Raw genomic sequence first — 24115 nt, forward strand, 5'->3', positions numbered from 1 at the left:
AGGCGTCAGCGCGGCAGCAGCTGGATCAGCGTCTGCAGCGCGTAGTGCACCGTGGCCGCGCGCACCGTGGCCCGGTCGCCGTCGAAGCGGCGGCGCTCGGTGCGCACCTGCCCGTCGACCGACCAGCCGAACCACACGGTGCCCACGGGCTTGTCGGGCGAGCCGCCCGCCGGGCCGGCCACGCCGGTCACGGCCACGGCCGCGCGCGCTGGCGCGCCGCGGGCAATGGCGCCCTCGGCCATCGCGCGTGCCACGGGCTCGCTGACGGCGCCGTGGGCGTCGATCAGCGCGGCGTCCACGCCGAGCATCTCGGTCTTGGCGGCATTCGAATACGTGACGAAGCCGCGCTCGAACCACACGCTGGAGCCCGCGAGGTCGGTGCAAGCGCCGGCGATCAGGCCACCGGTGCAGCTTTCGGCGGTGGCCATCATCCAGCCCAAGGCCTGCAGCCGCTCGGCCAGCGTCGCGACGAGCGCGGGGGTGTCCTGTTCGGCCAATGCGGAGGAAGCGGAAGGTTCCATCGGGTTCACCATGCGCGCCACAGCGCAATGACCAGCAGCGTGCAGAAGGCCGCCACCAGATCGTCCAGAAGAATGCCGAAGCCGGCGCGCCACCACTGCACGCGCGTGGGGTCGCGCGGCTTGAAGACGGCGTCGGCCCAGCCCACCGGGCCGGGTTTGGCGGCGTCGAAATAACGGAACAGCGCAAAGGCCACGACCTGCGCCCACAGGCCGGCCGGCGTCACCAGCCAGAGCACGAGCCAGAAGGCGACGATTTCGTCCCACACGATGGCGCCGGGGTCGGACACGTTCATGTTCCGCGCAGCCACCGTGCAGGCCCACCAGCCGATCGGCAGGCCGGCCAGGATGATCCAGCCGATGGTCGCGGGCGTGAACCACAGCTGCATCACCACGAAGGCGGCCCAAGCCCACAGCGTGCCCACGGTGCCGGGCGCAAAGGGCGACAGCCCCGAGCCGAAGCCCAGCGCGATGAAGTGCGCGGGATGCGAGAGCAGGAAGTGCAAGGTGGGGCGACGCATCGGGGGACGGGGCAGGGCGCCGGTGGCGGGAGAGGAATCCATCGAAGAAGAAGCAGAGGAAGAAGAAGCAGCGTGCATCGGTTTCGAAGTGTCGCGCATCCCGTGCGACGCCTGCGCGCCGAAGTTCCTATTTATCAAAGCAATAGCTTGTTTAATTGAGGGGCGCCGCCTAGTATCCAGGCTCCTTTTGCGTTCTCCTTCGTTCCCATGTCTTCCTCCACTTCTTCCCTCGACGCTGCCGCCGTTGGCGCGCCGCCGCCCACGGCCGCGTGGCGCGACCTGTTCAGCGGGCGCAACGGCTGGCGCGCGCTGGCGCTGACCGGCGGCGTCGCGCTGCACGCGGTCAACGTCCACATCGTGACCACCGTGCTGCCCTCGGTGGTGCGCGAGATCGGCGGGCTCAACTGGTACGCATGGAGCACGACCTTGTTCGTGGTCGGCTCGATCCTCGGCGCCACGCTCTCGGTGCGGCTGCTGGCCGCGCGCGGACCGCGCGGCGCCTGCCTCGTGGCGCTGGCCGTGTTCACCGCCGGCTCGGTGGGCTGCGCGCTGGCACCGGCCATGCCGTGGCTGCTCACGGGGCGCACGGTGCAGGGCCTGGGCGGCGGCCTGCTGGGGGCACTGAGCTACGGGCTGATCCAGCGCGTGTTCGAACCCCGGCTGTGGCCGCGCGCGGTGGCGCTGGTGTCGGGCATGTGGGGCGTGGCCACGCTGTGCGGGCCGGCCGTGGGCGGGCTGTTCGCGCAGGCAGGCCACTGGCGCTGGGCCTTCTGGGCGTTGCTGCCGGTGGCGGCGGCGCAGGCCCTCTTGGTGACGGTGCAGCTGCGGCCCGCGGCCGGCATCCGACATGACCGGCCGGCGCAGCTGCCGCGCGTGCCGGCGCCGCAGATCGCGCTGCTGGCGCTGTCGGTGCTGGTGATTGCCGCCAGCGGCTTCTGGCCCGGCCTTGTGGGGCAGGCCGTGGGCGTGGCGCTGGGCCTGGCCATCGGCTTCGCCGCCACCCGCATCGACCGCCGCGTCGGCGCTGTGCGCCTGTTGCCGACCGGCGCCTATGCGCTCGGCACGCCGCTGGGCGCCATCTACGCGAGCGTGGCGCTGCTGCTGATCGGCACCACCACCGAGATCTTCGTGCCCTACTTTTTGCAGCTGCTGCACGGCCACACGCCGCTCATGGCGGGCTACCTCACGGCGGCGATGGCGGGCGGCTGGAGCATCGGCTCGCTGCTGTCGTCGGGCCGCAACGGCGCGGGCGCCGACCGCATGCTGCGCGCCGGACCGGTGGTGTGCACGGCGGGCCTGCTGGCGCTTGCGTGGCTGCTGCCGACGCCGGGCGCGCTCGGCGCCACTGTCGAGACCGCGCTCGTGGCCCTCGCGCTGGCGGCCGTTGGCTTCGGTGTGGGCATCGGCTGGCCGCACCTGCTGACGCGCGTGATGGCACTGGCGCCGCGCGGCGAAGAAGGATTGGCGTCCGCGTCGATCACCACCGTGCAGCTCTACGGCATGGCGGTCGGCGCGGCCGTGGCGGGGCTGGTGGCGAATGCGGCGGGGCTCACGGTGCCGGGCGGCGTGGACGGTGCACGCTCGGCCGCGATCTGGTTGTTCACGGTCTTCGCACTGGCCCCCGCGGTCGCGGCCTGGCTGGCGTCGCGCGCAGTGGCGCTGCGCCGCCGTTAAGCGAGCACGCCTTCCCAGGCCAATGCCCGGCGGCGTCCACGCTCGCGCCGCGATTCACCGCGCAGCGTCGCCACCAGGTCATACACATCCGCCGGCAGGTGTGCGCCGCGCCACGCGATGTGCTGGTCGGCGCGGCACATCACGAGCCGGTGCGCATAGGCCTTGGGCAGGCTCGCGGTCTCGATGTCGAGCACCGTGAGCGGCATGCGGTACGCGGCGGCGGCGCGCTCCAGCGGGCGCACGTCCACGCTGCGGTCGAAGCGCAGCAGCGTGTAGCCCGGGCCGAAGGCGTCGTACAGCGAGCGCCCGTCGGCCAGCCAGAAGTGCGGTGCGCGGCAGCCGGGCACGGTGGAGGGCGTGAACTCGCCCATCGAGTACGGCGGCGCGCGGTGCTCGCCGTCGGGTACGATGATCGGCGAGCCGGTGTAGAAGTAGCCGAAGTTGAGCCCGCCGCAGCAGAACTGCTGCACGTTGAGCGCATAGGCTTCGCGGCCAATTTCGGCACGCAGCGCATCGCCCGCGGGGCCGGGTGCTTCGATGTCGGGCGGCACGGCGCGGCGCGCGCGGATCATTTTTTGCGCATGGTCCATCGCGAACTGCGACACCTGCTCGGTGATCGGCAGCCGCTCGGCCTCGTAGGCGTCGAGGATGGCCTCGTCGGCCCAGCCCTGCACGCAGGCGCCCAACAGCCACGAGAGGTTGAGCGCGTCGGCAATGCCGGCGTTCATGCCGTAGCCCGCGTAGGGCACCCACAGGTGCGCGGCGTCGCCCGCGAGGAACACGCGGCCCTCGCGGAAGCGCGTGGCCACGAGGCGCCGGCCGATCCAGTCTTCCTTGCTGATGATGTCGTAGGGGAAGTCGGGGCCCACGCCCAGGATCTCGCGGATCGAGGTGTCGCGGTCGACCGAGTCGAACTCGGGCTCTTCGGCGTTCAGGTGGTTGTGCACCAGCCAGGTCTCGTGGCCGTCGATGGCGAACATCGTGCCGCAGCGGCGCGGGTTCATCGCGTAGTACGACCACGCGGGCTTGCCGGGAATCAGCTCGCGCAGCTGCGGCGCACGAATGAAGGTCGACTGCACGCGCTGGATGACGGCCGTGCCTTCGAGCTTGGCGCCGATCTGCTTGCGCACCGGCGAGCTGCCGCCGTCGCAGCCGACCATGTAGCGGCAGCGGATGCTGCGCGTGGCGCCGCTGTCCATGTCGGTGGCGATGGCGCTCACGCCGTCGGCGTCTTGCGTGAAGCGCTCGAACTGCGTGCGGTTCAGCAGCGTCACGCCCGGCAGCGCGGCCGTGTGCTTCAGCAGAATCGGCTCGAGGTAGATCTGGTTGATGCGGTGCGGCGGCTCCGGCGTGGGCCACCACGCGTCGGGGCCTTCGGTCTCGGTGTAGCGGTCGCGCCGGCACGGAATCGGAATGCGCGTGAGCTCGGTGCCCGTCACCGTGGTGCGGAACACCACGTCGTTCGGGTGGTCGGCCGGCAGCCCCGCATCGCGCAGCTGCTGCGCCACGCCCAGGCGGCGGAACTGCTCCATGGTGCGCGAGGCCACGTGATTGCACTTCACGTTCGGCGGCTCGGCAAAGCGGCGCGTCTCGCACAGGATCACGCGCACGCCACGCGAGGCCAAGTCCATCGCCAGCGTGAGGCCCACGGGGCCGGCGCCGACGATCAGCACGTCGGCTTGCATCGAGGTGTCGGCAGTCGTCGTCATGTCTCTCTGTGGGCTTGTCTGTCGTTCAGTCGAGCTTGATGTGGGCGTCCTGGATCACCTGGGCCCACTTCTTCGTCTCGGCGCGGATGTAGCTGTCGAAGGCCTCGACCGAGCCCGGCGCGGGCTCCACGCCGAGCGCGCGCATCGCGGTCTTCACCTGTTCGTCGCCGAGCGCGGCGTTGAGCTCGGCATTGAGCCGCGCCACCACCGGCGCGGGCGTGCCGGCCGGTGCGACCACGCCGAACCAGCCGGTCGAGTCGTAGCCCGGCAGGCCGGCCTCGGCCACGGTCGGCACCTCGGGCAGCATCGGCAGGCGCTGCGGGCTGGTCACGGCGAAGGCGATCAGCTTGCCGGCGCGGATCTGCTGCAGCGACGAGGGCAGGTCGACCACCGCGAGCGGAATCTGCCCGCCGAGCACGTCGAGCGCCGCCGGGCCCGAGCCGCGGTAGGGCACCTCGACCAGCCGCGTGCCCGCCATCTGGTTGAACAGCGCCGCCGACAGGTGCATGGCCGTGCCGTTGCCGCCATGGCCGATCGACAGCGTGCCCGGCTTCGCCTTGGCCAGCGCGATGAGTTCGCGCTGCGTCTTCGCGGCCACCGAGGGATGGCCGACCAGCACGAAGGGAATGGCCGCCAGCATGCCCACGGGCTTGAGGTCTTTCTGCGGATCGAAAGGCATCTGCGGGTACAGGCTCACGTTGGCCGCCAGCGCGCCCGCGGCGCCCACGCCCAGCGTGTAGCCATCGCCGGGCGCCTTGGCCACCAGCGTCAGCCCTACGTTGCCGCCCGCGCCGGGGCGGTTGTCGACCACCACCTGCTGACCGAGCTTCTCGTTCAGGCGCGGCACCAGCATGCGCACCACGCCGTCGGCGCTGCCGCCGGGCGGGAAGGTCACGACCATGCGGATCGGTTTGGTGGGGAAATCGCCCGCGGGGGCTTGCGCCAGGGCCGGGCCGGCCAGCAGCAGCGCACCCGCTGCGGCCCACAGCAATCGCCTGCGTCGCTCACGAAACGCGCGCATGCCGCGGGCGATGGGTGCTGTCATTCGGGCCTCTCCTTGAATCCGGTGCTTTGATTGGGGATTGAACGATGGCAGGATTCATTCGTAAATCAAGAAATTCCGAATGATTTTTCAATTTTTCTGATGAATACGAACTTCAGTCCTACGATGCGCCAGCTGCGTGCGTTCCTCGCGGTCTACCAGCTGCGCAAGCTCGGCGCGGCGGCCACGCGGCTGTTCGTCACGCAGTCGGCCGTGAGCATGCTGATCCGCCAGCTCGAAGAAGGCCTGGGCACGCGCCTGTTCGACCGCACCACGCGCTCGCTCAAGCCCACGGCGGCAGCCGAGCAGATGATTTCCACCGTCGAGCGCGTGCTGCGCGACGTCGATTCGCTGTCGGCCGATTTCCGCGAACTCGCCACGCTGGAACGCGGCCGCGTGACGCTGGCCATCACGCCCACGCTGGCAGGGTTTTTATTGCCCGATGCGCTGCGCGTCTTCGGCGAACAGCACCCGAAAGTTCGCCTGCTGGTGAACGACTGCGCGCCCGACCAGTTCCTGTCGCGCATCCTCGGCGAGCACGTCGACTTCGGCATCGGCACGCCCGAGCGCCCCGGCCCCGAGGTCGAGGTGCAGCGCCTCCTGCGCGATCACCTCGCCGTGGTGTGCCGCACCGACCATCCGCTGGCCAAGGCGCGCGTGGTGCGCTGGTCGGACCTGGGGCGCCACCCGGTCATCACCGTGCGCCCCGGCTACGGCGTGCGCCCGCTGATCGACGGCACGGCGGCAGAGGCCGGTGTGACGCTCGACGTGGTGAACGAGGTGTCGTTCCTGTCCACCGCGCTGTGGATGACGGCGGCCGGCATGGGCGCGTCGATCATGCCGTCGGCGTTTGCGCGCGCCGAGAAGAACCCGGTGCTCGTGGTCAAGGTGCTCAGCGCGCCGCGCGTGGCACGCGACATTTCGATCGTCACCAAGCGCGGCCATTCGCTGTCGGCGGCGGCGCGGGCGTTCATTGACGCGTTGAAGCAGAGCCTGCAGTAGCCGTGAAGGCGCACGGTAGGGAGGACTATCCTTCTGCCTTCTTTTTTCCGTGAAAGCGCGTCGCCATGACAACAACAACCCGATCCCGTTTCTCTTCCGCATGGCTGTGCCTTGCATTCGGCCTGATGCTGTCGATGCTGCTCGTCGCCTGCGGCAACAAGGAGGCCGAACAACGCACCGCCTTCATCACCTATCTGCAGACCCGTGTGCTCGACAAGCCCGGCTTGCGCGTGCCCACACCCACCGCCGAAGAGAAAGCCTCGTTCGGCGACTACGCGCAGCATTACGCGGTGATCACCGATTTCAACGAAGGCATGAACCAGTCGGTGAGCAAGCCGATGACGCAGATCATGGCCAAGGGCGCGCTGCGCTCGATGGCCGACCTGCCGGCACGCCGTGACGATCTCAAGGCCGCCAAGGAGGGCCTGGGCGGCCTGCGCACCGCGCTCGACCAGCAGTTGGCCAAGGCCGACGCGGCGCGCGCGCAACTCAAGCAGCCCGACGACCTGAAGCAGGTCTATGCCAAGGCCTATGAAAAGACCGTGACCACGCCCGCGACCACGTTCAAGGAGGTGTTCCCTCCGGTCGACGCCGTCTTCGACAGTGCGTTGGCCATCGCCGATTTCATGGAGAAGAACAAGTCGAAGCTTCAGGTCTCCGGCGCCACGCTCACCGTGACCGATCCGGCGGTGGCGGCGGAGCTCAACAAGATGGCGCAGCAACTGGGCAAACAGTCGGCTGCCATCAATGCCGCGCAGGACAAGATGCGCGCGGTGATGCGCGGCTCCTGATCAGACGAAATGGTCGAACGAGCCGAAGCGCTGTGACACCGGCGCGCCACCCGCATCGACGATGCGCAGCCCGGCGCCTGCCTCGATGCGGCCGATGCGCGTCACGCGCGTGGCGCTGTTCACGCCGGCCTGCAGGACCGCATCGCGGGCCGAGGCTGGCGCGGTGAACACCAGCTCGTAGTCGTCGCCGCCCGAGAGCGCGCAGGTGCGCAGCGCCTCGGTGGGCAGGCCGGCGGTGTCGACCGCGAGCAGCGCGGTGGTTGCATCGGCGTCGAGCGTGGCGCCCACGCGGCTCGACGCGAGGATGTGGCCCAGGTCGCCGATGAGGCCGTCGCTCACGTCCACCGCCGACGTGGCGATGCCGCGCAGCGCCTGGCCGAGTGCCACGCGCGGCGTGGGTTGTTCCATGCGTGCGCGGGCTTGTGCGAAAGCGTCGGCGGGCAGGCTCAGCGTGCCGCGGAACACCTCGAGCGCCAGCCGCGCATCGCCGAGCGAGCCGCTCACCCACAGGTCGTCGCCCGCGCGCGCGCCCGAGCGCAGCAGTGCGGCGCCGGCCGGCACCTCGCCGAACACGGTGATGCAGATGTTGAGCGGGCCGCGCGTGGTGTCGCCACCCACCAGCTCGCAGCCGTGGGCGTCGGCCAGCGCGAACAGGCCGCGCGAAAAACCTTCGAGCCAGGGCTCGTCCACGCCGGGCAGTGCCAGCGCGAGCGTGAACGCCAGCGGCTTCGCGCCGCAGGCGGCCAGGTCGCTGAGGTTCACGGCCAGCGCCTTGTGGCCGAGCCGGGCCGGCTCCACCGTCGAAAGAAAGTGCCGCCCCTCCACCAGCATGTCGGAGGACACGGCGAGCTGCATGCCCGCGGCCGGCGCGAGCAAGGCGCAGTCGTCGCCCACGCCCAGCGGCGAGCGCGTGGCGGGACGTTTGAAATAGCGTGTGATCAGGTCGAATTCACCCATGGGTGCGAGAGCATAACGATCTGGCGCGGGGCCGTTCGCCGCGGCGCCCACGGGAAATGGGGGCTGACACTGGAAGCATTTTGTAATACCGTGCAGCAAACGGATACGCCGAAAGTCCAAACAGGGAGGAGGTCGCCATGACAGCCATCGTGCAGGGAGGCGTGTCCGCTGAGGCAGACACGGACAAGGTCGTGGCCTTGCTGTACGACGGGATCACCTGTCCCGGCGACTGGTACGACGCGCTCGATGCCATGCGCGAAACGCTCGGCGCCGCCTGCTTCCACACGCTCACGGTGCGCCGCGCCGACTTCTCGGTGGTGGGCGCGGGGCTCGCCAACCTGGAGAGCCCGCCCGACAAGGTGCGCGAGTACGAACTGCACCATGCGCGCGACGACATCCGCATGCAGATGCCCGTGAAGGCCCCGCTGGGCACGCCGGTGACCGACCACACCTACTTCGGCGCGCGTGCGCTGTCGCGCAGCCCGATCTACGTCGACTGGCTGGCGCCGCTCGGCCTGCGCCACACGCTCGCCATGGGGCTGCGCGCCGACGACGACACGCGCGAAGTGCTCGGCTTCATCCGCCCCCGGGCCGAAGCGCCCTACGGCCCCGAGAGCGAGGCCTTCTGCCGGCGCCTGTCGCCGCACCTCGTGCGTGCCAGCGAGCTGCGCGCCCGCATGGCGCAGCTGGGCGAGCACGCGGCCACCGGCCTGTCGGCGCTCGACGCGCTGCCGCAAGGCATCGCCGTGCTCGACGAGGCCTGTCGCATCGACCACCTGAACGCCCGCGCGACAGCGAGCGCGGGCCGCGGCGGCCTGTTCGACAGCGCGCAGGGGCGCCTGCGGCTCGCATCGCCCGCGCTGCAGTCGGCCTTCGAGCAGCGGGTGCGCGAGGCCTGCGCCCCGTCCGGCGGCGCGCGTGCCGGCGTGCTGCACCTGCCCGTGTCCGGCGGCGTGGTCCGCATCACGGTGCTGCCGCTGAAGCCTTCGCACCCGCTGGCCGTGCTGCGCCAGCGCCACCGCGCGCTCGTGGTCTTCGCCCATCCGGCCGAGGCCGCCGCCACCGACCCGCGGCAGATGGAAAGCCTGCTGGGCCTGAGCCCGACCGAGGCACGGCTCGCGCTGCTCATCGCGAGCGGAAAGACCGTGAAGGACTTCGCCGCCGCGCAGCACTGCTCCGAGCACACGGCGCGCAGCCACCTGCGCAACGTGATGCGCAAGACCGACTGCCACCGGCAGGCCGAGCTGGTGTTGCTGGTGCAGTCGCTGCGGCTGGGCGGCTGAGCAGGGTCTACCGCGAACGAGGGATGGCGCCGCGCGGCGCTTGCGAGAACCATGGCGCCCGATACACCGACAACGAGGAGTTCGCCATGGCTGTCTACTGGGACGAGACCAAGATGCAGATGGGCCCGCACGGCACCGCGACGATCCTCGCGTTCGGCGATTCGTGGTTTTGGTACCCGCTGCCGGGCGGCTGTCTGCTGAACTACCTGGGCGACGTGGTCGGCGCGCGCGGCCACGTGATTTTGGCCAAGGGCATGAACGGCGCGGAAACGCACGACTACGTCGATGGCAAGTACCGCAACGCGGTGCGCGAGTCATTGCGCCTGTACGGCCCGACGCTGTCGGCGGTGTTCATCAGCGGCGGCGGCAACGACTTCGCAGGCTTCAACGACCTGCGCCCGCTGCTCAAGACCGACTGCTCCGCCGAGACGCTGGCCGCGCAGTGCTTTCGCAACGGCACGGGCGGCTTCGACCAGTTCCTCGTCGAGATGGACGAGCAGTACCGCGCGCTCATCGGCCTCATCTACACCCGCACCAGCGTCGACTGCCACATCGTCACGCACAGCTACGACTACGCCCCGCCCACGGGCGAGGCGCTGTTCGGGCGCGAAGGCTGGCTGCGCCCGGCGCTGGTCGATGCGGGCGTGGCACCGGCGCTGTTCAAGCCCTGCGTCGATCACCTCATCGACGGTTTCCACGGCATGCTGCTGAACATCGCCAAGGGCGACCCGCAGCATCTGCACGTGGTGGACAGCCGCGGCACCCTGGGCCCGAGCGACTGGGCCAACGAGCTGCACCCCAACGGCCGCGGCTTCAAGAAGATCGCGGTGGAGCGCTGGAAGCCGGTGCTGCAGCCGCTGAACTTAGCCTGACCTGGCCTGACCTCTTGTGAAGTTCAGACGCCGCGCGCGCGGCGGTTGGACATGACCACGTTGTCCTTCTCGATCGCCGCGCCGGCCTTCAGTGCAGCGACCCACACGTCGGTCGTCGCCACGGCGGCGAAGTTGCTGTGGAACACGACGCTGAAGACGCGGTGGATTTCTTCGGCGCTCACGCGGCCGGCCGCATTTTCATAAGGCAGCGCGCCAGTGGCGTCCGACAGGAACTCCACGTTCAGCCCGCGGTGCATGGCTTCGAACACGGTGGACGCGTCGCAGTTCTGCGTCATGTAGCCGGTCACGCTCAGCGTGTCGATCTCGTGGCGCGCGAGCCAGTCGGCGAAGTCAGTGCCGGTGAAGACGCTCGGGAAGGCCTTGGTGACCAGGTGGTCGCGCGGGCGCTTCGCAATCTCGGGGTGCAGCTGGCCGTAGAAGTTGTCGGCCTGGAAGATCGGCGCGCCCTTCGGCGCGTGGTGCTGCACCACCACCACCGGCACGCCGGCCGCACGGGCTGCGTCCATGGCCTGCGCGATCTTCGGCAGCGAGCTCTCGACCGGCGGGTATTCGATGGGCAGGCCGCCGCCCTCGAAGTACTCGTTCTGCACGTCGATGACGACGAGGGCGCGGCGCGGTGCGGATTGGCTCATAGGGTCTCTCCTTCGGTGGTGGTTGTCGTGTCTGGAATGGCTCGATTCTTCGCGCACCGCGGGTTTTGCGACAGTGGCCCGAAAGCCATTCATCGATAAGATCGGGCCATGCGCTCATCTGCCGTTGAAACCATCGCCGTCGTGGCCTTCGACGGCATCAGCCCCTTCCACCTCTCCGTGCCCTGCATGGTGTTCGGCGAAGACCGCACCGACACCGGCGCGCCGCGCTTTCGCGTGCAGGTCTGCGCGCCCGAGCCCGGGCCGCTCGCCACCAACGCGGGCTTCACGCTCGTGGTGGCGCACGGCCTGGAGGCGATCCGGCGCGCGCAGATCGTGGTGGTGCCGTCATGGCGCGACGACGGCCGGCCCGCGCCGCCCGCGCTCATCCGTGCGCTGCAGGCGGCGCACCGGCGCGGCGCCACCGTGGTCGGGCTGTGCCTGGGTGCCTTCGTGCTGGCCGAGGCCGGCCTGCTCGACGGGCGGCCCGCCACCACGCACTGGCACCTGGCCGCGGCGTTTGCCAAGCAGTATCCGCAGGTCGTGCTGCAGCCCGAGGTGCTGTACGTGGACGACGGCGATGTGCTCACTTCGGCGGGCACGGCCGCGGGCATCGACTGCTGCCTGCACCTGCTGCGCGTGCGCTACGGCGCCGACACCGCGAACCGCGCCGCGCGACGCATGGTCGTCGCGCCGCACCGGCAGGGCGGTCAGGCGCAGTACATCCAGCAGCCCATGCCGGCGGCGGCCGAACGCGACCGGCTCACGCCGCTGCTCGAATGGCTGGGGCGGCATCTGCAGACGCCGCATGAACTCGACGAGCTGGCTAGGCGCGCGCTCATGAGCCGGCGCACCTTCACGCGGCGCTTTCGCGAATCGACGGGCACGACGGTCGGCCAGTGGCTGCAGAACCAGCGTCTGGCGTTGGCGCAGCGGCTGCTCGAGACGACGGACCGCTCGGTGGAGCGCGTGGCGGCTGATGCGGGCTTCGGCTCGGCGGTGCTGCTGCGCAAGCACTTCGCCACGGCGTTCAAGGTGTCGCCGACGGTGTACCGCCGGCAGTTCTCGCAGGAGGCCGTGGCGGCCTGAACGACGAACTCAGGCCGCGCCGCGAAAGCGCAGCGAGGCTTGCCGCACGACCTCGGCCAGCAGCCGTTCCTTGCCCTGCTTCTCACGCAGCCAGCGCGCGTCGTTGCGGTTGGCCTCGACGCTGGTGCGCAGCTCGCCCAGCGCCTGCGTGGCGTTGAGTGCCTCGCTGTGCCACTCGAGCTGGGTCATGGTCATCAGGATGTGGTCGCGCAGCGGCATGTGCTGGCCGCTGGCCGGGTCGACATACACCGCATCGAGCCCGAAGCGGCAGGCCTGGAAGCGGTTGTAGGTGTAGACGAGGTAGTCGTCCTCGCACGGCTCGAAGGGCTGCTCCTGCAGGAACCACGCGGCCAGCGACTGCACGTAGCCCGCGAGCGCGGCGGCGCGCTCGATGGTGAGCGGCGTGTCGAACACGCGGATCTCGATGGTGCCGAACTCGGGCTTGGGACGGATGTCCCAGTAAAAGTCTTTCATGCTGCGCACGACGCCGGTGCGGGTCATGCGCTCGAAGTAGGCCTCGAATTCCTTCCAGCTCGTGGTGAAGGGCGCGCGGCCCGAGAGCGGAAAGGCGAACACCGAGTTCAGGCGTGCCGAGTCGAACTGCGTGTCCTGCCCCTGCACGAACGGCGACGAGGCCGACAGCGCAATGAAGTGCGGGATGTAGCGCGACATGCGGTGCAGCATGAGCAGCGCCGAGTCGGCGTCGGGGCAGCCGATGTGCACGTGCTGGCCGAAGATGGTGAACTGCTTGCTCAGGTAGCCGTACAGCTCCGACAGCTCGCGAAAGCGCGGCTTGTCGTAGATGCGCCGTTCGTGCCATTGCTGGAACGCGTGCGTGCCGCCGCCGACCACCGCGATGTTGAGCTTGTCGGCGTTCTTGATCAGCGCCTCACGGATCGGCGACAGCTGCGTGATCACGTCCTGCGCCGAGTGGCAGATGTCGGTCGAGATCTCGATCATGCTCGAGGTCATCTCGGGCACCACGCTGCCGGGCAGCGGCGTCTGTGCCATCAGGCGCAGCATGTCTTCGGCATACGGCGCGAGGTCGTAGTCGTGCGTGTTGACCAGTTGCAGCTCGAGCTCCACGCCGAGCGACAGCGCTTCCGATTTGTTGAAGGGCTCGAGCTTGACGGCGCGGCTCGCCGGATCGGCGGGCAGCGGCGCGGAGCGCACGTCGTCGCTGTCCGGATCGATCGGGAGGATGGAGGTGGGGTTGCTGTTGCTGCTCATCGCTGCGTGTCTTCCGTGGTGCTGAAGGCCTGCGGCGTCCAGGGGACCGAGCTTTCGCCCACGGCGTGGATCGCCACGGTGGCGAGCACGGCGCCCAGCACTTCCATCAGCAGGATCGAGGGCAGGGCGACCTGCGTGATCATGGTGCCCAGGAGCGGCGAGGCCGATGCGAAATTGGAGGCGATCAGCAGGGCGATCGACGACAGCGGCGTCATCGCGCAGCCGACCCAGAAGGCCTGCTTCCAGCTGGCGCCGCTGCCCGGGTTGGCAATGGCCACGCCCGAAATCTTGGTGACCAGGCGCACGCCGATCACGGCCAGCACCACGCTGGCCACGGGCAGGGTCCAATCGGCCTGCGCCGCCACCATCGACACCAGCACGAACATCAGCATGGTGAGCAGCGACGAGGCGGTGCCGAGCTGGCGCTGCCAGGCCCAGGGCTTGGGGTTGAGCGTCTTGAGCAGCACGCCGCCGATGAGCGCCGCCAGCGGCGCCGAGCCGCCGATGTGGGCCGTGAGCGCCGCGCCCGCCGCGATGATCGCCAGCAGCAGGATCGACGTGTTCTCGCTGTTCGGGCTCATCACGCGCAGCGCCGAGCGCAGCGCCAGCGCCATGATGGCGCCGACCACGAACGACATGCCGAGCACCACCGCCACCGGGTAGAGCTTGAGCATCAGCGACTGCGGCGCGCGCTCGATCAGGCCGGCCTGCGCGTAGCCCAGCGTGAGCGCATAGAAGGTGTTGAGCGTGGCCAGCGTCATGGCGCGCTCGGTCACCGGGCCGGCGGCGCGGGTGTCCATGATCACGCGGCTGAGCACGGCCGGCGAGGCGACGATCGCCATCAGCGCGATGGGGTTGGCCACCGGGTCGGGCAAGCCCAGCAGAATCAAGATCCAGTACACGCCGAAATACGTCAGCGTCGCTTCGAGCAGGCTCTGCACCAGCACCATCGGGTTGTGGCGGAACCAGCGCAGCGGCAGCCGCCCGCCGGCCTCGAACAGCACCACGGCCGCACCCAGCTCCAGCAAGAAGAGGCTGATGCCGCGCAGCGGCCAGATCGCGCCCTCGAAGCCCGCAAAGCCCACCACCGCGCCCACCACCGAATAGCCGATGACCTTCGGCATCCCCAGGTAGCGCTGCACCAGGTGGCCGGAGGCGGCGGCGACGGCCACCAGAAGGGCCCAGAGTACGGTGGGCAGGCCGGCCGAGGGGCGCGCCCATTCGGCCCAGAAGCCCTGGAGTTCGGCGATGAATTCGGTCAGGTTCATGTAGGCAGGAAAAAGCTCACCGGCCGGCTGCGCCAGCGGGCCCAGATCGCGCTGCGGATGCGGGCGCGGTCACCGAGGCTCACGCTGTGCGCGCGCAGCGCCAGCCGGAAAGCGAAATAAAAACTCACGCTCACATTGAGCGCGCCGATCACCGGAATCGCCGCAACCGCCCACCACAGGGCCGGCTGGTGCAGTGCCGGCAATCCGATGGATGCTGCCGCGGCCGCAATCTGGCCGGCCGACAGCGTGACATGGCGCACATCCAGCCCGAGCCCGAAGAAGCCCGCGAACGCAGGCAGCAGTCCGAGCATGAGTCCCAGCGAGATGTTGGAGGCGAAGCCTGAGATGTGTGTGCGCATGAAGGCGGCCCAGCGACGGGCCCGGGCGGCACCGAGAAAGGCGCCGATGCGAGGGTTGTAACGCATGGCGGAGTCCAGGCGATGCAGGACAAAGGCGTTTTCTGTCCATCCGGCGATGATGCTGGACGAAAACAGCAGGATGCCGGTGAATGCCGCAAAAAGAACGGTCGGTCCCAGCAGCGACAGACCGTTCAGCGTGGCCGCGGCATGGGCCGCGTCGAGCAGCGGCCGGCCCAGCGCGGCCTGGCAGCCCCACACCAGCAGGCCCACCGCCGGCACCACCAGCAGCACGTTGCCCAGCACGGCCGCCACCTGCGAGCGCACGAGGTTGGCGACCTCGTCGACGAACTGGTCCACGGCCCCGTCCGACTTGATGTCGCGCAGCCGCGCCGCCATGGCGGGCGCGGTCATCGCGGGCTGCTTGGTGGCCAGCGTGAGGTGCAGCAGCTGGATCGCCACGAAGCTGGCCGCATACATGAGGCCCGAGACCAGCCCGCTCCAGAAGGCCGACAGCGCCAGCGCGTAGATGCCGAACTTGGCCAGCACCGTCAGCGCGGTGAACGCGCCGCCGCCGGCGGCCTTTTTCACCATCTGCAGGTAGCTGCGGCGGTCGCGGGTGATGTAGTGCTCGCCGGTCTCGGCGCTGCGCTCGGTCACCTTGGCCGCGAGCATCGACGAGTTGGAGGCGATCAGCGCGCGGATGCTGTTGCGCTCGCCGCCCGCCAGCACCAGCTTGCCGACGAGGCGCGCCATGCTCGGCCCGGGCACGGGCGAGATCAGGCAGTCGAGCAGTTCGCGGATGCGCAGCACGCGCTCGCGCAGCTGGCGCAGCCGGAACACCAGGCCGACCGAAATGCCGTTGTCTTCCAGGTGCGTGTAGACCGACGAGGCGCTGGAACGGCAGGCGTCGAGCCGGTCGCGGAAGGCGACGAAGGCGGCCTGCAGCGCGTCTTCATTGCGCGGTTGCGCGAACATCTGCTCGCGCAGGGCGTCGAGGTCGGACATGAGCGCATGAAAAGGGCGCGCCTCGCCCGCTGCGGGGCTGATGCGCAGCCGCAGCTCGGGCGAGAAGCCCGTCGCTACCACCTGGCTGCAGCAGTAGGTGACCGCGTCCATCACCGTGTGGCGCCAGCGCGGCGAGCCGTCGTGGGCAGGCGCCGCGTCGGACAGCAGCGCGCCGATGCGCGCGAGCTGGGTGTCGTCGAGCAGCGCGATCCAGCCGGCGTCGAACACGCCCGGCAGCACCAGCCGGAACAGGTCCGAGGCGTCGGTGGTCTCGGGCGTGCCGGGCAATATCTTGCGGCGCATGCGCTCGCCGAACTCGCTCAGAAAGGCGGTGCGCGGCGCAAAGCCGTAGTCGGCCAGCAGCGCCGTGAGGTCGACCGCCTGCGTGAACGCGCGCCACCAGGCGCGCAGCCGTTCGCACAGCTCGGGGCGTGCCTCGACGGCGTCGAGCAGCAGTTGCACACGGCCGATGGCCGCCTGCGGCGAGGCGCGGTCGCCGCGCAGCCAGTCGAAGAGGTTGATGAGCCAGATGTGGCGCTGCGCCACATCGGCCGTGGGGTCGAGGCCGGCAAGCAGCCCCTGCAAGTCGCGCGGTGCGGCAGCCATGGGGGAGCGTAGAAAAGGGAAGGGGCGTGCGCTCAGTGCAGCACGCGCGAGACGGGGGCGCCGCCGATGTCGGCTTCGAGCACGAACATGGGAACGGGCACGTCGAAGCGCTCGCCTTCCTCGGTCACCACGAAGAAGCTGCCGTGCATCGTGCCGCTGGCGGCCTGCAGGCGGCAGCCGCTGGTGTAGCGGAACGACTCGCCGGGCGCCAGCAGCGGCTGCTGGCCGATCACGCCGAGGCCCTTGACCTCCTGCGGATGGCCCGAGGCGTCGTTGATGAGCCAGTGGCGCGCGATCAATTGCGCGCCCACCGTGCCCACATTGGTGATCGTGATCGTGTAGGAGAAGGTGTAGACGTTGTCCTTGGGCGAGGACTGGTCGGCCAGGTAACGCGGTTCGACCTGTACGCTGAAGGGGCTGTGTGACATGGGGCGCATGGTAACGGAGGCCTTTCCTCGGATTTCCGTCGGCTGCGAGAATCCGGGGTTATGAGCAGCACCCCGTTCCGCATTGCGCCCTCCATTCTTTCCGCCGACTTCGCGCACCTCGGCCAGGAGCTGACCGACGTGATCGCGGCCGGCGCCGACTGGATCCACTTCGACGTGATGGACAACCATTACGTGCCGAACCTGACCTTCGGCCCCATGATCTGCCAGGCCCTCAAGCCCTACGCCAAGACCGCCGACGGCACGCCCGTGCCCATCGACGTGCACCTCATGGTGCAGCCGGTCGACGCACTGGCCGCGTCTTTTGCGCAAGCGGGCGCTGACTACATCAGCTTCCACCCCGACGCATCGCCCCACACGCACCGCAGCATCCAGGCCATCCGGGCCGCGGGCTGCAAGCCCGGGCTGGTGTTCAATCCGGGGCTGGGCCTGGAGGCGCTCGACTGGGCCATCGACGACATCGACCTCATCCTCATCATGAGCGTCAACCCCGGCTTCGGCGGCCAGAGCTTCATCGATTCGGCGCTGCGCAAGATCGAGCAGGCCCGCAAGCGCATTGAGCAGAGCGGGCGCGACATCCGCCTCGAAGTCGACGGCGGCATCAAGGCCGACAACATCGCGCGCGTGGCCTCGGCCGGCGCCGACACCTTCGTGGCCGGCAGCGCGATCTTCAACGCCAAGGACTACGGCACGGTGATCCGCGACATGCGCCAGCAGCTGGCGACGGTCAAGGTCTGACCTTGCCGTCGGGCGTGCGCTCGGGCGTCAGCCCGCGGTCGGTGTCGACCACGCCGCGTTCCACGTCCTCGTAACCGCGCCGGCCCTTTTCGGGCGGCTGGCCGTCCTGCATCGCCTGGCTGTCCGACGACTGGTCGCGCTCGTGCGGCAGGCGCGGCGCCGGTTCGCCGTCCTGCACGACGCGGGTGGTGTCCTTCTCGGTGTTTTTCTTGTGCTTGTGCGGCTGGGCCATCGGGTGCTCCTTCGGGAAAGTCCGGGTCTGGCGCCAGCTTGCGCGGCGCCTCGCCACGGGGCGGTAGGACAGGCCAGGGCGCGGCTGTAGGTTCGCACTGCAAGGGGTCTTGCCTTTTGCGCGCCCCGCATCGCCTCCGCATAATCGCCCGCATGTCCACCGCCCTTTTCGACGACGCCGCGACCGCCATCGACAGCCTGCGCTTGCACACGTTCGCGTCGCTGAACCCGGGCCCGCGCCTGCTCGTGATCGGCGGGGTGCATGGCGACGAGACCTGCGGCACCGAGGGCATCGCGCGCGTGCTGGCCGAGTTCGAAACCGGCGCGCTGCAATTGCTGCGCGGCGAACTCACCCTCGTGCCCGTGGCCAACCCGCTCGCGCGGCGTCGCCTGCAGCGCGAGGGCCAGCGCAACCTCAACCGCCTGTTCCGCCCGAGCGACACGCCCGCCGACTACGAGGCCCGCATCACCAACCGGCTGGCGCCCGTCATCGCGCGCCACGACGTGCTGCTCGACCTGCATTCCTTCCAGAGCGAGGGCGAGGCCTTCGCCATGATCGGTCCGCGCGACAACAGCGGTCCCCTCGAACCCTTTGCGCGCGCGCAGGAAGAAGGCCGGCTCGCGCTGCACATCGGCACGCCCATCGTCGTCGAGGGCTGGCTCGACATCTACGCCGCCGGCCTCGCGCAGCGCGGCGCGGCGGTCGACGAGGCCGCCATCGACTTCGGCCGCGGCACCAACGAATACATCCGCAGCTGCGGCGGCTACGGCGTCACGCTCGAATGCGGCCAGCACCAGGACCCGCAGGCGCCCGAGGTGGCGTGGGCGGCCATCCGCCGCACGCTCGCGCTGCTGGGCATGGCGGCGCTGCCGCCGGGCCTGTCGGGCGCGCCCGCGCAGCCGCCCCAGCTGTTGCGTCTGGCCAGCGTGACCGACCGCCTGCACGAAGACGACAGCTTCGTGCGCGACTGGGCCACCTTCGATGCCGTGCAGCGCGGCGAACCCGTCGGCATGCGCCACGACGGCACGCTGGTCAGCGCGCCCGAAGACGGCTTCATCGTGTTCCCGAACGCCCTGGCGCTGCCGGGCGCCGAGTGGTTCTACTTCGCGCGGCCCAGCGAGCGCGTGCTCGACCCGGGCGCCTGAGGCCCGGCACGCATCGGCGCCTTCGGCGCTGTCGGTGCCCTCCTACCGAGGACGCCCACCTTCTCCCACAGACGGGGAGGGGCGCCCACTACGGGGGCGCGGCCGCGCCGAACCTAAGCTCATCCCTTGCCGACCGACCGGGGCGCTGTCCCGTGGCGTCGGGCGCACCGAGCCGATCGACGCGATCACTTTCTCCGAGGGAACACATCATGGAATTCTCGACACTGTTCGACACGCTCATGGGCACGTGGGGCGATGAAATCCTGGTCTGGGCCGTCGCGGCCGTGACCGGCTGCATCGGCCTCATCGCCGTGGTGAATGTCCTGGACATCTTCATCGGCAGCAGCGGCGGCAGCGGCGGCAGCGGCAACAGCAACGAAGTCAGCTGAGAGAGGGCGACACGACGTGCCCAGAACCCCGATGTCCCCCCAGAACAAGGCTGCCGCCGGCCGCCGCGCCAGCACCGCCAAGGCCGGTGACGGCGCCAATGCCAAGCAGCTGCAGCTCGACGGTTTCACCACCGAGCACCCGACGCACCTGACCACCAACCAGGGCCTGCAGATTCCCGACAACCACAACTCGCTCAAGGCGGGTGTGCGCGGGCCGACGCTGCTCGAAGACTTCATCCTGCGCGAGAAGATCACGCACTTCGACCACGAGCGCATTCCCGAGCGCGCCGTGCACGCGCGCGGCTCGGCGGCGCACGGCTACTTTCAGGTCTACCAGTCGATGTCGCAGTACACCTGCGCCGACTTCCTGCAAGACCCCGATGCCAAGACGCCCGTGTTCGTGCGCTTCTCGACCGTGGCCGGCTCGCGCGGCTCGGCCGACACCGTGCGCGACGTGCGCGGCTTTGCCGTCAAGTTTTACACGCGCGAGGGCAACTACGACCTCGTGGGCAACAACATCCCGGTGTTCTTCATCCAGGACGCGATGAAGTTCCCCGACCTCATCCACGCCGTGAAGCCCGAGCCGCACCACGAGATGCCGCAGGCCGCGAGCGCGCACGACACCTTCTGGGACTTCGCCTCGCTCATGCCCGAGAGCACCCACATGCTGATGTGGGCCATGAGCGACCGCGCCCTTCCGCGCAGCCTTCGCATGATGGAAGGCTTCGGCGTCCACACCTTCCGCTTCGTGAACGCACGCGGCGAAAGCCACTTCGTGAAGTTCCACTGGAAGCCCAAGCTCGGCGTGCACGGCCTCGTGTGGGACGAGGCACAGAAGATCGCCGGCAAGGACCCCGACTTTCACCGCCGCGACCTCTGGGAAGCGATCGAGCAGGGCCACTTCCCCGAATGGGAACTCGGCGTGCAGCTCATCGCGCCCGACAAGGCCGAGTCGCTCGGCTTCGACCTGCTCGACCCCACCAAGCTCATTCCCGAAGAGATGGTGCCCGTGCAGCGCATCGGCAAGCTGGTGCTCAACCGCAACCCCGACAACTTCTTTGCCGAGACCGAGCAGGTGGCGTTTCACCCGGGCCACGTCGTGCCCGGCATCGACTTCAGCAACGACCCGTTGCTGCAAGGGCGCCTGTTCAGCTACACCGACACGCAGATATCGCGCCTGGGCGGCGCCAACTTCCACGAGCTGCCGATCAACAAGGGCGTGTGCCCGTTCCACAACTTCCAGCGCGACGGCATGCACCGCCAGACCATCGCGCGCGGCCAGGTGGCCTACGAGCCCAACACCCTGGGCAGCGGCACCGAGTTCCGCGTGGACGGCGGCAGCCACGGCTTCCAGTCCTTCCCCGAAGAGATCGAGTCCCCCAAGGTGCGGCGTCGCAGCCCGTCGTTCGACGACCACTTCACGCAGGCGCGCCTGTTCTTCAACAGCCAGAGCATGGCCGAGAAGGAGCACATCGTCGCGGCCTTCCGCTTCGAACTCTCGAAGCTCGAAGTGCCCGCCATCCGCCAGCGCATGGTCGACAACCTCGCGCACGTCGACGAAAAACTCGCACGCCGCGTGGCCGAGCCGCTGGGCATCGGCGAGCCCGATGCCAAGGCGGCCGCAGGCTACGCAGGCTTTCGCGAGCACCGCATCGAACTGCCCATCGACGAATCGCCCGCGCTGCGCATGAGCGACGGCAGCGCCGACGGCGTCGTGCGCACGCGCAAGGTCGCGATCCTCGTGGCCGACGGCGTCGACTCGGCCTCGCTCAAGCCGATCCGCGATGCCTTGGAGCAGGCAGGCGCGCTGTGCAAGGTGGTGGGCCCGAAGCTCGGCACCGTGGCCAGCGCCTCGAAGCGCCAGATCGACATCGACATGACCTTCACGAATACCGCCTCGGTGATGTTCGACGCCGTGCTCGTGCCTGCGGGCGCCGAGGGTGCTGCTGCGCTTGCGGCGCAGGGTGATGCCGTGCACTTCGTGCTCGAGGCTTACAAGCACTGCAAGGCGATCTGCGTGGTGGGTGAGGGCGTGCAGTTGCTGGCATCGCTCGGCGTCACGCCCGAGGGCGAGGCACCGGCCGGCGTGGTGGTGGCCGAAACGCCTGTCACCAACCTGGGCGACGCCACTGCGGCGACTCAGATCGCGCAGGATTTCATTGCGGCGATCGCGAAGCACCGGCATTGGGATCGCGCCAACATCGACAGCGTCCCCGCCTAGCCTGCAGGCTCTACGCCATTCGCGCTAGACCGTCTTGCGAATAGGCGAGGTGAACACCCCCTCCTAGACTTTCCCACGAGGCCTGAACGGCGCGCACTCCCGCGGCGTCGAGCGTTCGCGGCAGCGAGTGCATGGGTCGAGGGGGTTCAATGGCGTGGTTTTCGAGTTGGGGATGTACGCATCCGGCGCGTCGCCGTGCCGGTCTCGCCGGTGCGGTCGGCCTGGTGGGTGTCTTGCTTCTGGGCCCCGGTGGTCCTTCAGCCCTGGCGCAACGACCCGCGCCAGCACCTTCGGCGCCCGCTGCTTCAGCGGGCGGCCCGAGTGCCGAAGCCGCGGCCGACCGGATGGCGCAGGCGCGTCTTGCCGACACCGACACGCTGCTGGCACTGACCAGCGAAGGCGCGGTGCTCTACGGGCAGGACGCGGTCAAGCTCTCGGGCTATCAGTACTGCAGCCAGGCGGTCGCATTGGCTGAAGCGGGCGAGTTCCGCCAGAGCGTGCGCGCCGCGAGCAAGGCGCTGCACCTGGCGAACGCCACCAGCGACCCGAACCTGCGCGCCGTGGCGAACCGCGACCTGGCGATCGTCTACAGCTACTCGGGCCAGCTCGAAAAGGCCGAGGAGTTCGCACGCGAAGCGCTGCGCCACACCGCGCGCGACCCCAAGCTGGTGGTCGGCCCCGTGCAGAAAGTGATCGGCGACGTGCGCACGCGGCGCGGCGACTTCGCCGGCGCGGTGCTCAGCTACGACGAGGCACTGGCCAACAGCTCGCCGCGCTATGCGCCGCTGGTGCAGGCCTCGCTGGTCAACGCACTCATCGAATCGGGTGATGCGGCACGCGCACGTCAGGTGCTCGGCGGCATGGCCGAGCCGCGCGAAGCGCCGCTGGCTGCGCAGCTCGAACGCACACGCGCCCGCCTGCTGCTGGCTGAGAACAAGCCGGCCGAGGCGCGCGACAAGTACCGCGCGCTCACCACGCGCCAGGTCGGCACCGACACGGCCTACTACCGCCTCTGGGCCTGGGACGGCGTGGCGCGCAGCGAACTCGCGCTGGGCCAGAAGCAGGCCGCGGCCGATGCCGCGGGTCGCGCGCTTGCCGATGTCGACCAGGTGCGCGCGCGCTTTCGCAGCGAAGAAGTGAAGATGGGCCTGTTCTCCGACCTGCAGTCGGTGTTCGAGCGCGGTGTGGCGGTGTACAGCGAAGCGGGCGATCCGACGCGGGCCTTCGAGGTCAGCGAGCACAGCCGCTCGCGCGCGCTGCTCGATGCGGTGCGTGGCCGCGCGAAGCTCAGCGAGTCGTCGGCCGGCATGGTCGGCGTGGCCGCCTTGCAGCGCACGCTGGCGGCCGACGAGCGCGTGGTGCAGTTCCACGCGCTGCCCGATCGCCTGATGGTCTGGGTCGTGGGGCCGGACAGCATCACCGAGAAACGCATCGGGGTGAAGCGCGAGGAGCTCACCGAGCTCGTCGAGACCTTCCGCAACTCGATCGTGCGTGGCCGCCGCGCCGCCATCGCCAACGCCGACAAGCTGGGCGCCGCGCTGCTCGGGCCGCTGGGCCTGGTGCCGGGGCAGCGCGTGGTGGTGGTGCCGCACGGGCCGCTGCACTACCTGCCGTTCCAGGCGCTGCGCCTGGACGGCCGCTACCTCATCGAGACGCACCCGGTGTCGGTGGCGCCGTCGATCAGCATCGCGGTGCAGCTGGCGCAGCGCACGCCGCGCGTGAACGCGTCGCTCACGGCCTTCGGCAATCCGCGCATCGAAGACAAGTACGACCTGCCCGGCGCCGAGACCGAGGTGAAGCAGCTCGCGCAGCTGTTCCCGCGCAACACGGTGTTCATGGGCGCGGCCGCCACCAAGACGCAGTTCCGCGACGTGGCCTCGCGCTCGCCGCTGATGCACGTGGCGGCGCACGCCGAGGCCGACGAGGTCGATCCGCTGTACTCGCGCATCCTGCTGGCGAACGAGGGCGGCAAGCAGAACTTTCTCGAAGCGCACGAGATCCTCGCGATGCCGATGGAAGGCACGGCGCTGGTCACGCTCTCGGCCTGCGAGTCGGGCCTGGGGCGCATCGCGCAGGGCGACGAGGTGCTGGGCTTCACGCGCTCGTTCCTCTCGGCCGGCAGCTCCAGCCTCATCGCCTCGCTGTGGCCCGTGTCCGACGACGCCACCGCCGTGCTCATGGGCACGCTCTACGGCGAGCTGGCCAAGGGTCGCGACATCCAGAAGGCCATGCAGGCCGGACAACTGGCCGTGCTGAAGGACCCCAAGATGTCCCATCCCTTCTTCTGGGCGCCGTTCAACCTGATCGGCAACTGGCGTCTCACGGTGGGAGGCTGACCATGTCTTCGCCACGCTCCCTCTTGCAAAGA

The 24115-nt window shown here is 69.7% G+C and carries 22 protein-coding genes; 11 read left to right on the top strand and 11 right to left on the bottom strand.

From position 1 onward, the window contains the following. Positions 1 to 5: 5 nt before the first annotated feature. The gene (locus IG196_RS01445) at positions 6 to 533 is read right to left on the bottom strand and encodes a CinA family protein (RefSeq protein WP_192194688.1); all 528 of its coding nucleotides are present in this window, start codon (positions 531 to 533) and stop codon (positions 6 to 8) included. Beyond that, a complete protein-coding gene (locus IG196_RS01450) occupies positions 527 to 1081 on the bottom strand; it encodes a phosphatidylglycerophosphatase A (protein WP_225616886.1) in 555 nt (184 codons plus the stop codon). The genes IG196_RS01445 and IG196_RS01450 overlap by 7 nt, the downstream gene beginning before the upstream one ends. Before the next feature lie 165 nt (positions 1082 to 1246). Between IG196_RS01450 and IG196_RS01455 the strand changes: the two genes are divergently transcribed. Then, entirely contained in the window at positions 1247 to 2713 is a 1467-nt protein-coding gene (locus tag IG196_RS01455; protein ID WP_192194689.1) for an MFS transporter, read from the top strand. Here IG196_RS01455 and IG196_RS01460 read toward each other — a convergent pair. Together IG196_RS01460 and IG196_RS01465 are read right to left on the bottom strand one after the other, a co-directional pair. Next, positions 2710 to 4422: an FAD-dependent oxidoreductase gene (locus IG196_RS01460; RefSeq protein ID WP_192194690.1), complete on the bottom strand. Its 1713-nt coding sequence runs from the start codon at positions 4420 to 4422 to the stop codon at positions 2710 to 2712. The genes IG196_RS01455 and IG196_RS01460 overlap by 4 nt on opposite strands. Positions 4423 to 4447: 25 nt before the next feature. Beyond that, the gene (locus tag IG196_RS01465; protein ID WP_192194691.1) at positions 4448 to 5467 is read right to left on the bottom strand and encodes a Bug family tripartite tricarboxylate transporter substrate binding protein; all 1020 of its coding nucleotides are present in this window, start codon (positions 5465 to 5467) and stop codon (positions 4448 to 4450) included. 99 nt (positions 5468 to 5566) lie between these two features. On the opposite strand from IG196_RS01465, the gene IG196_RS01470 reads away from it, so the two are divergent. Then, positions 5567 to 6466: a LysR family transcriptional regulator gene (locus IG196_RS01470; RefSeq protein WP_192194692.1), complete on the top strand. Its 900-nt coding sequence runs from the start codon at positions 5567 to 5569 to the stop codon at positions 6464 to 6466. A gap of 125 nt (positions 6467 to 6591) precedes the next feature. Next, positions 6592 to 7257 (top strand): DUF3053 family protein, encoded by a 666-nt coding sequence (locus IG196_RS01475; RefSeq protein WP_225617116.1) that lies wholly within the window; start codon positions 6592 to 6594, stop codon positions 7255 to 7257. Here IG196_RS01475 and thiL read toward each other — a convergent pair whose 3' ends face one another. Then, on the bottom strand, positions 7258 to 8214 hold the full coding sequence (thiL, locus tag IG196_RS01480) for a thiamine-phosphate kinase (RefSeq protein ID WP_192194693.1): 957 nt from the start codon (positions 8212 to 8214) through the stop codon (positions 7258 to 7260). A gap of 137 nt (positions 8215 to 8351) precedes the next feature. Between thiL and IG196_RS01485 the strand changes: the two genes are divergently transcribed. Beyond that, the gene (locus IG196_RS01485; protein WP_192194694.1) at positions 8352 to 9497 is read left to right on the top strand and encodes a helix-turn-helix transcriptional regulator; all 1146 of its coding nucleotides are present in this window, start codon (positions 8352 to 8354) and stop codon (positions 9495 to 9497) included. An 86-nt stretch (positions 9498 to 9583) separates the two neighbouring features. Then, positions 9584 to 10369, top strand: coding sequence for an SGNH/GDSL hydrolase family protein (locus IG196_RS01490; protein WP_192194695.1), 786 nt, complete (start codon positions 9584 to 9586; stop codon positions 10367 to 10369). A 23-nt stretch (positions 10370 to 10392) separates the two neighbouring features. On the opposite strand, the gene IG196_RS01495 is transcribed toward IG196_RS01490, so the two are convergent. Beyond that, entirely contained in the window at positions 10393 to 11022 is a 630-nt protein-coding gene (locus tag IG196_RS01495; protein WP_192194696.1) for an isochorismatase family protein, read from the bottom strand. Between the two features lie 108 nt (positions 11023 to 11130). Between IG196_RS01495 and IG196_RS01500 the strand changes: the two genes are divergently transcribed. Then, positions 11131 to 12108 carry a GlxA family transcriptional regulator gene (locus tag IG196_RS01500; protein ID WP_192194697.1) on the top strand — a complete coding sequence of 326 codons (978 nt, stop codon included), beginning with the start codon at positions 11131 to 11133 and terminating at the stop codon, positions 12106 to 12108. A 9-nt stretch (positions 12109 to 12117) separates the two neighbouring features. On the opposite strand, the gene IG196_RS01505 is transcribed toward IG196_RS01500, so the two are convergent. From IG196_RS01505 to apaG, 4 genes are read right to left on the bottom strand one after another with little or no spacing between them, the layout of a single operon-like run. Continuing rightward, positions 12118 to 13338, bottom strand: coding sequence for a YbdK family carboxylate-amine ligase (locus IG196_RS01505; protein WP_225616887.1), 1221 nt, complete (start codon positions 13336 to 13338; stop codon positions 12118 to 12120). Then, positions 13335 to 14606 (bottom strand): cation:proton antiporter, encoded by a 1272-nt coding sequence (locus IG196_RS01510; protein WP_101488384.1) that lies wholly within the window; start codon positions 14604 to 14606, stop codon positions 13335 to 13337. Before IG196_RS01510 ends, IG196_RS01505 begins: the two co-directional genes overlap by 4 nt. Next, positions 14603 to 16576 (bottom strand): site-specific recombinase, encoded by a 1974-nt coding sequence (locus IG196_RS01515; protein ID WP_192194698.1) that lies wholly within the window; start codon positions 16574 to 16576, stop codon positions 14603 to 14605. The genes IG196_RS01510 and IG196_RS01515 overlap by 4 nt, the downstream gene beginning before the upstream one ends. A gap of 32 nt (positions 16577 to 16608) precedes the next feature. After that, positions 16609 to 17004: a Co2+/Mg2+ efflux protein ApaG gene (gene apaG / locus IG196_RS01520; RefSeq protein WP_101490148.1), complete on the bottom strand. Its 396-nt coding sequence runs from the start codon at positions 17002 to 17004 to the stop codon at positions 16609 to 16611. A 60-nt stretch (positions 17005 to 17064) separates the two neighbouring features. Here apaG and rpe point away from each other — a divergent pair, with 60 nt between their 5' ends. Further along, positions 17065 to 17760 (top strand): ribulose-phosphate 3-epimerase, encoded by a 696-nt coding sequence (gene rpe, locus IG196_RS01525; protein WP_192194699.1) that lies wholly within the window; start codon positions 17065 to 17067, stop codon positions 17758 to 17760. Here the strand turns inward: rpe and IG196_RS01530 are convergent. After that, the gene (locus IG196_RS01530) at positions 17750 to 17992 is read right to left on the bottom strand and encodes a hypothetical protein (protein ID WP_192194700.1); all 243 of its coding nucleotides are present in this window, start codon (positions 17990 to 17992) and stop codon (positions 17750 to 17752) included. The genes rpe and IG196_RS01530 overlap by 11 nt on opposite strands. Before the next feature lie 152 nt (positions 17993 to 18144). Between IG196_RS01530 and IG196_RS01535 the strand changes: the two genes are divergently transcribed. From IG196_RS01535 to IG196_RS01550, 4 genes are all read left to right on the top strand, one after another. Continuing rightward, positions 18145 to 19137 carry a succinylglutamate desuccinylase/aspartoacylase family protein gene (locus IG196_RS01535; protein WP_192194701.1) on the top strand — a complete coding sequence of 331 codons (993 nt, stop codon included), beginning with the start codon at positions 18145 to 18147 and terminating at the stop codon, positions 19135 to 19137. A gap of 209 nt (positions 19138 to 19346) precedes the next feature. Next, positions 19347 to 19526 (top strand): hypothetical protein, encoded by a 180-nt coding sequence (locus IG196_RS01540; protein WP_192194702.1) that lies wholly within the window; start codon positions 19347 to 19349, stop codon positions 19524 to 19526. A 31-nt stretch (positions 19527 to 19557) separates the two neighbouring features. Next, positions 19558 to 21747 (top strand): catalase, encoded by a 2190-nt coding sequence (locus IG196_RS01545; RefSeq protein ID WP_192194703.1) that lies wholly within the window; start codon positions 19558 to 19560, stop codon positions 21745 to 21747. 344 nt (positions 21748 to 22091) lie between these two features. After that, positions 22092 to 24083 carry a CHAT domain-containing protein gene (locus tag IG196_RS01550; RefSeq protein ID WP_225616888.1) on the top strand — a complete coding sequence of 664 codons (1992 nt, stop codon included), beginning with the start codon at positions 22092 to 22094 and terminating at the stop codon, positions 24081 to 24083. Positions 24084 to 24115: the final 32 nt, after the last annotated feature.

Origin of the sequence: Variovorax sp. 38R (assembly GCF_014843395.1) — a bacterium.
Taxonomy (GTDB): Bacteria; Pseudomonadota; Gammaproteobacteria; order Burkholderiales; family Burkholderiaceae_C; genus Variovorax; species Variovorax paradoxus_H.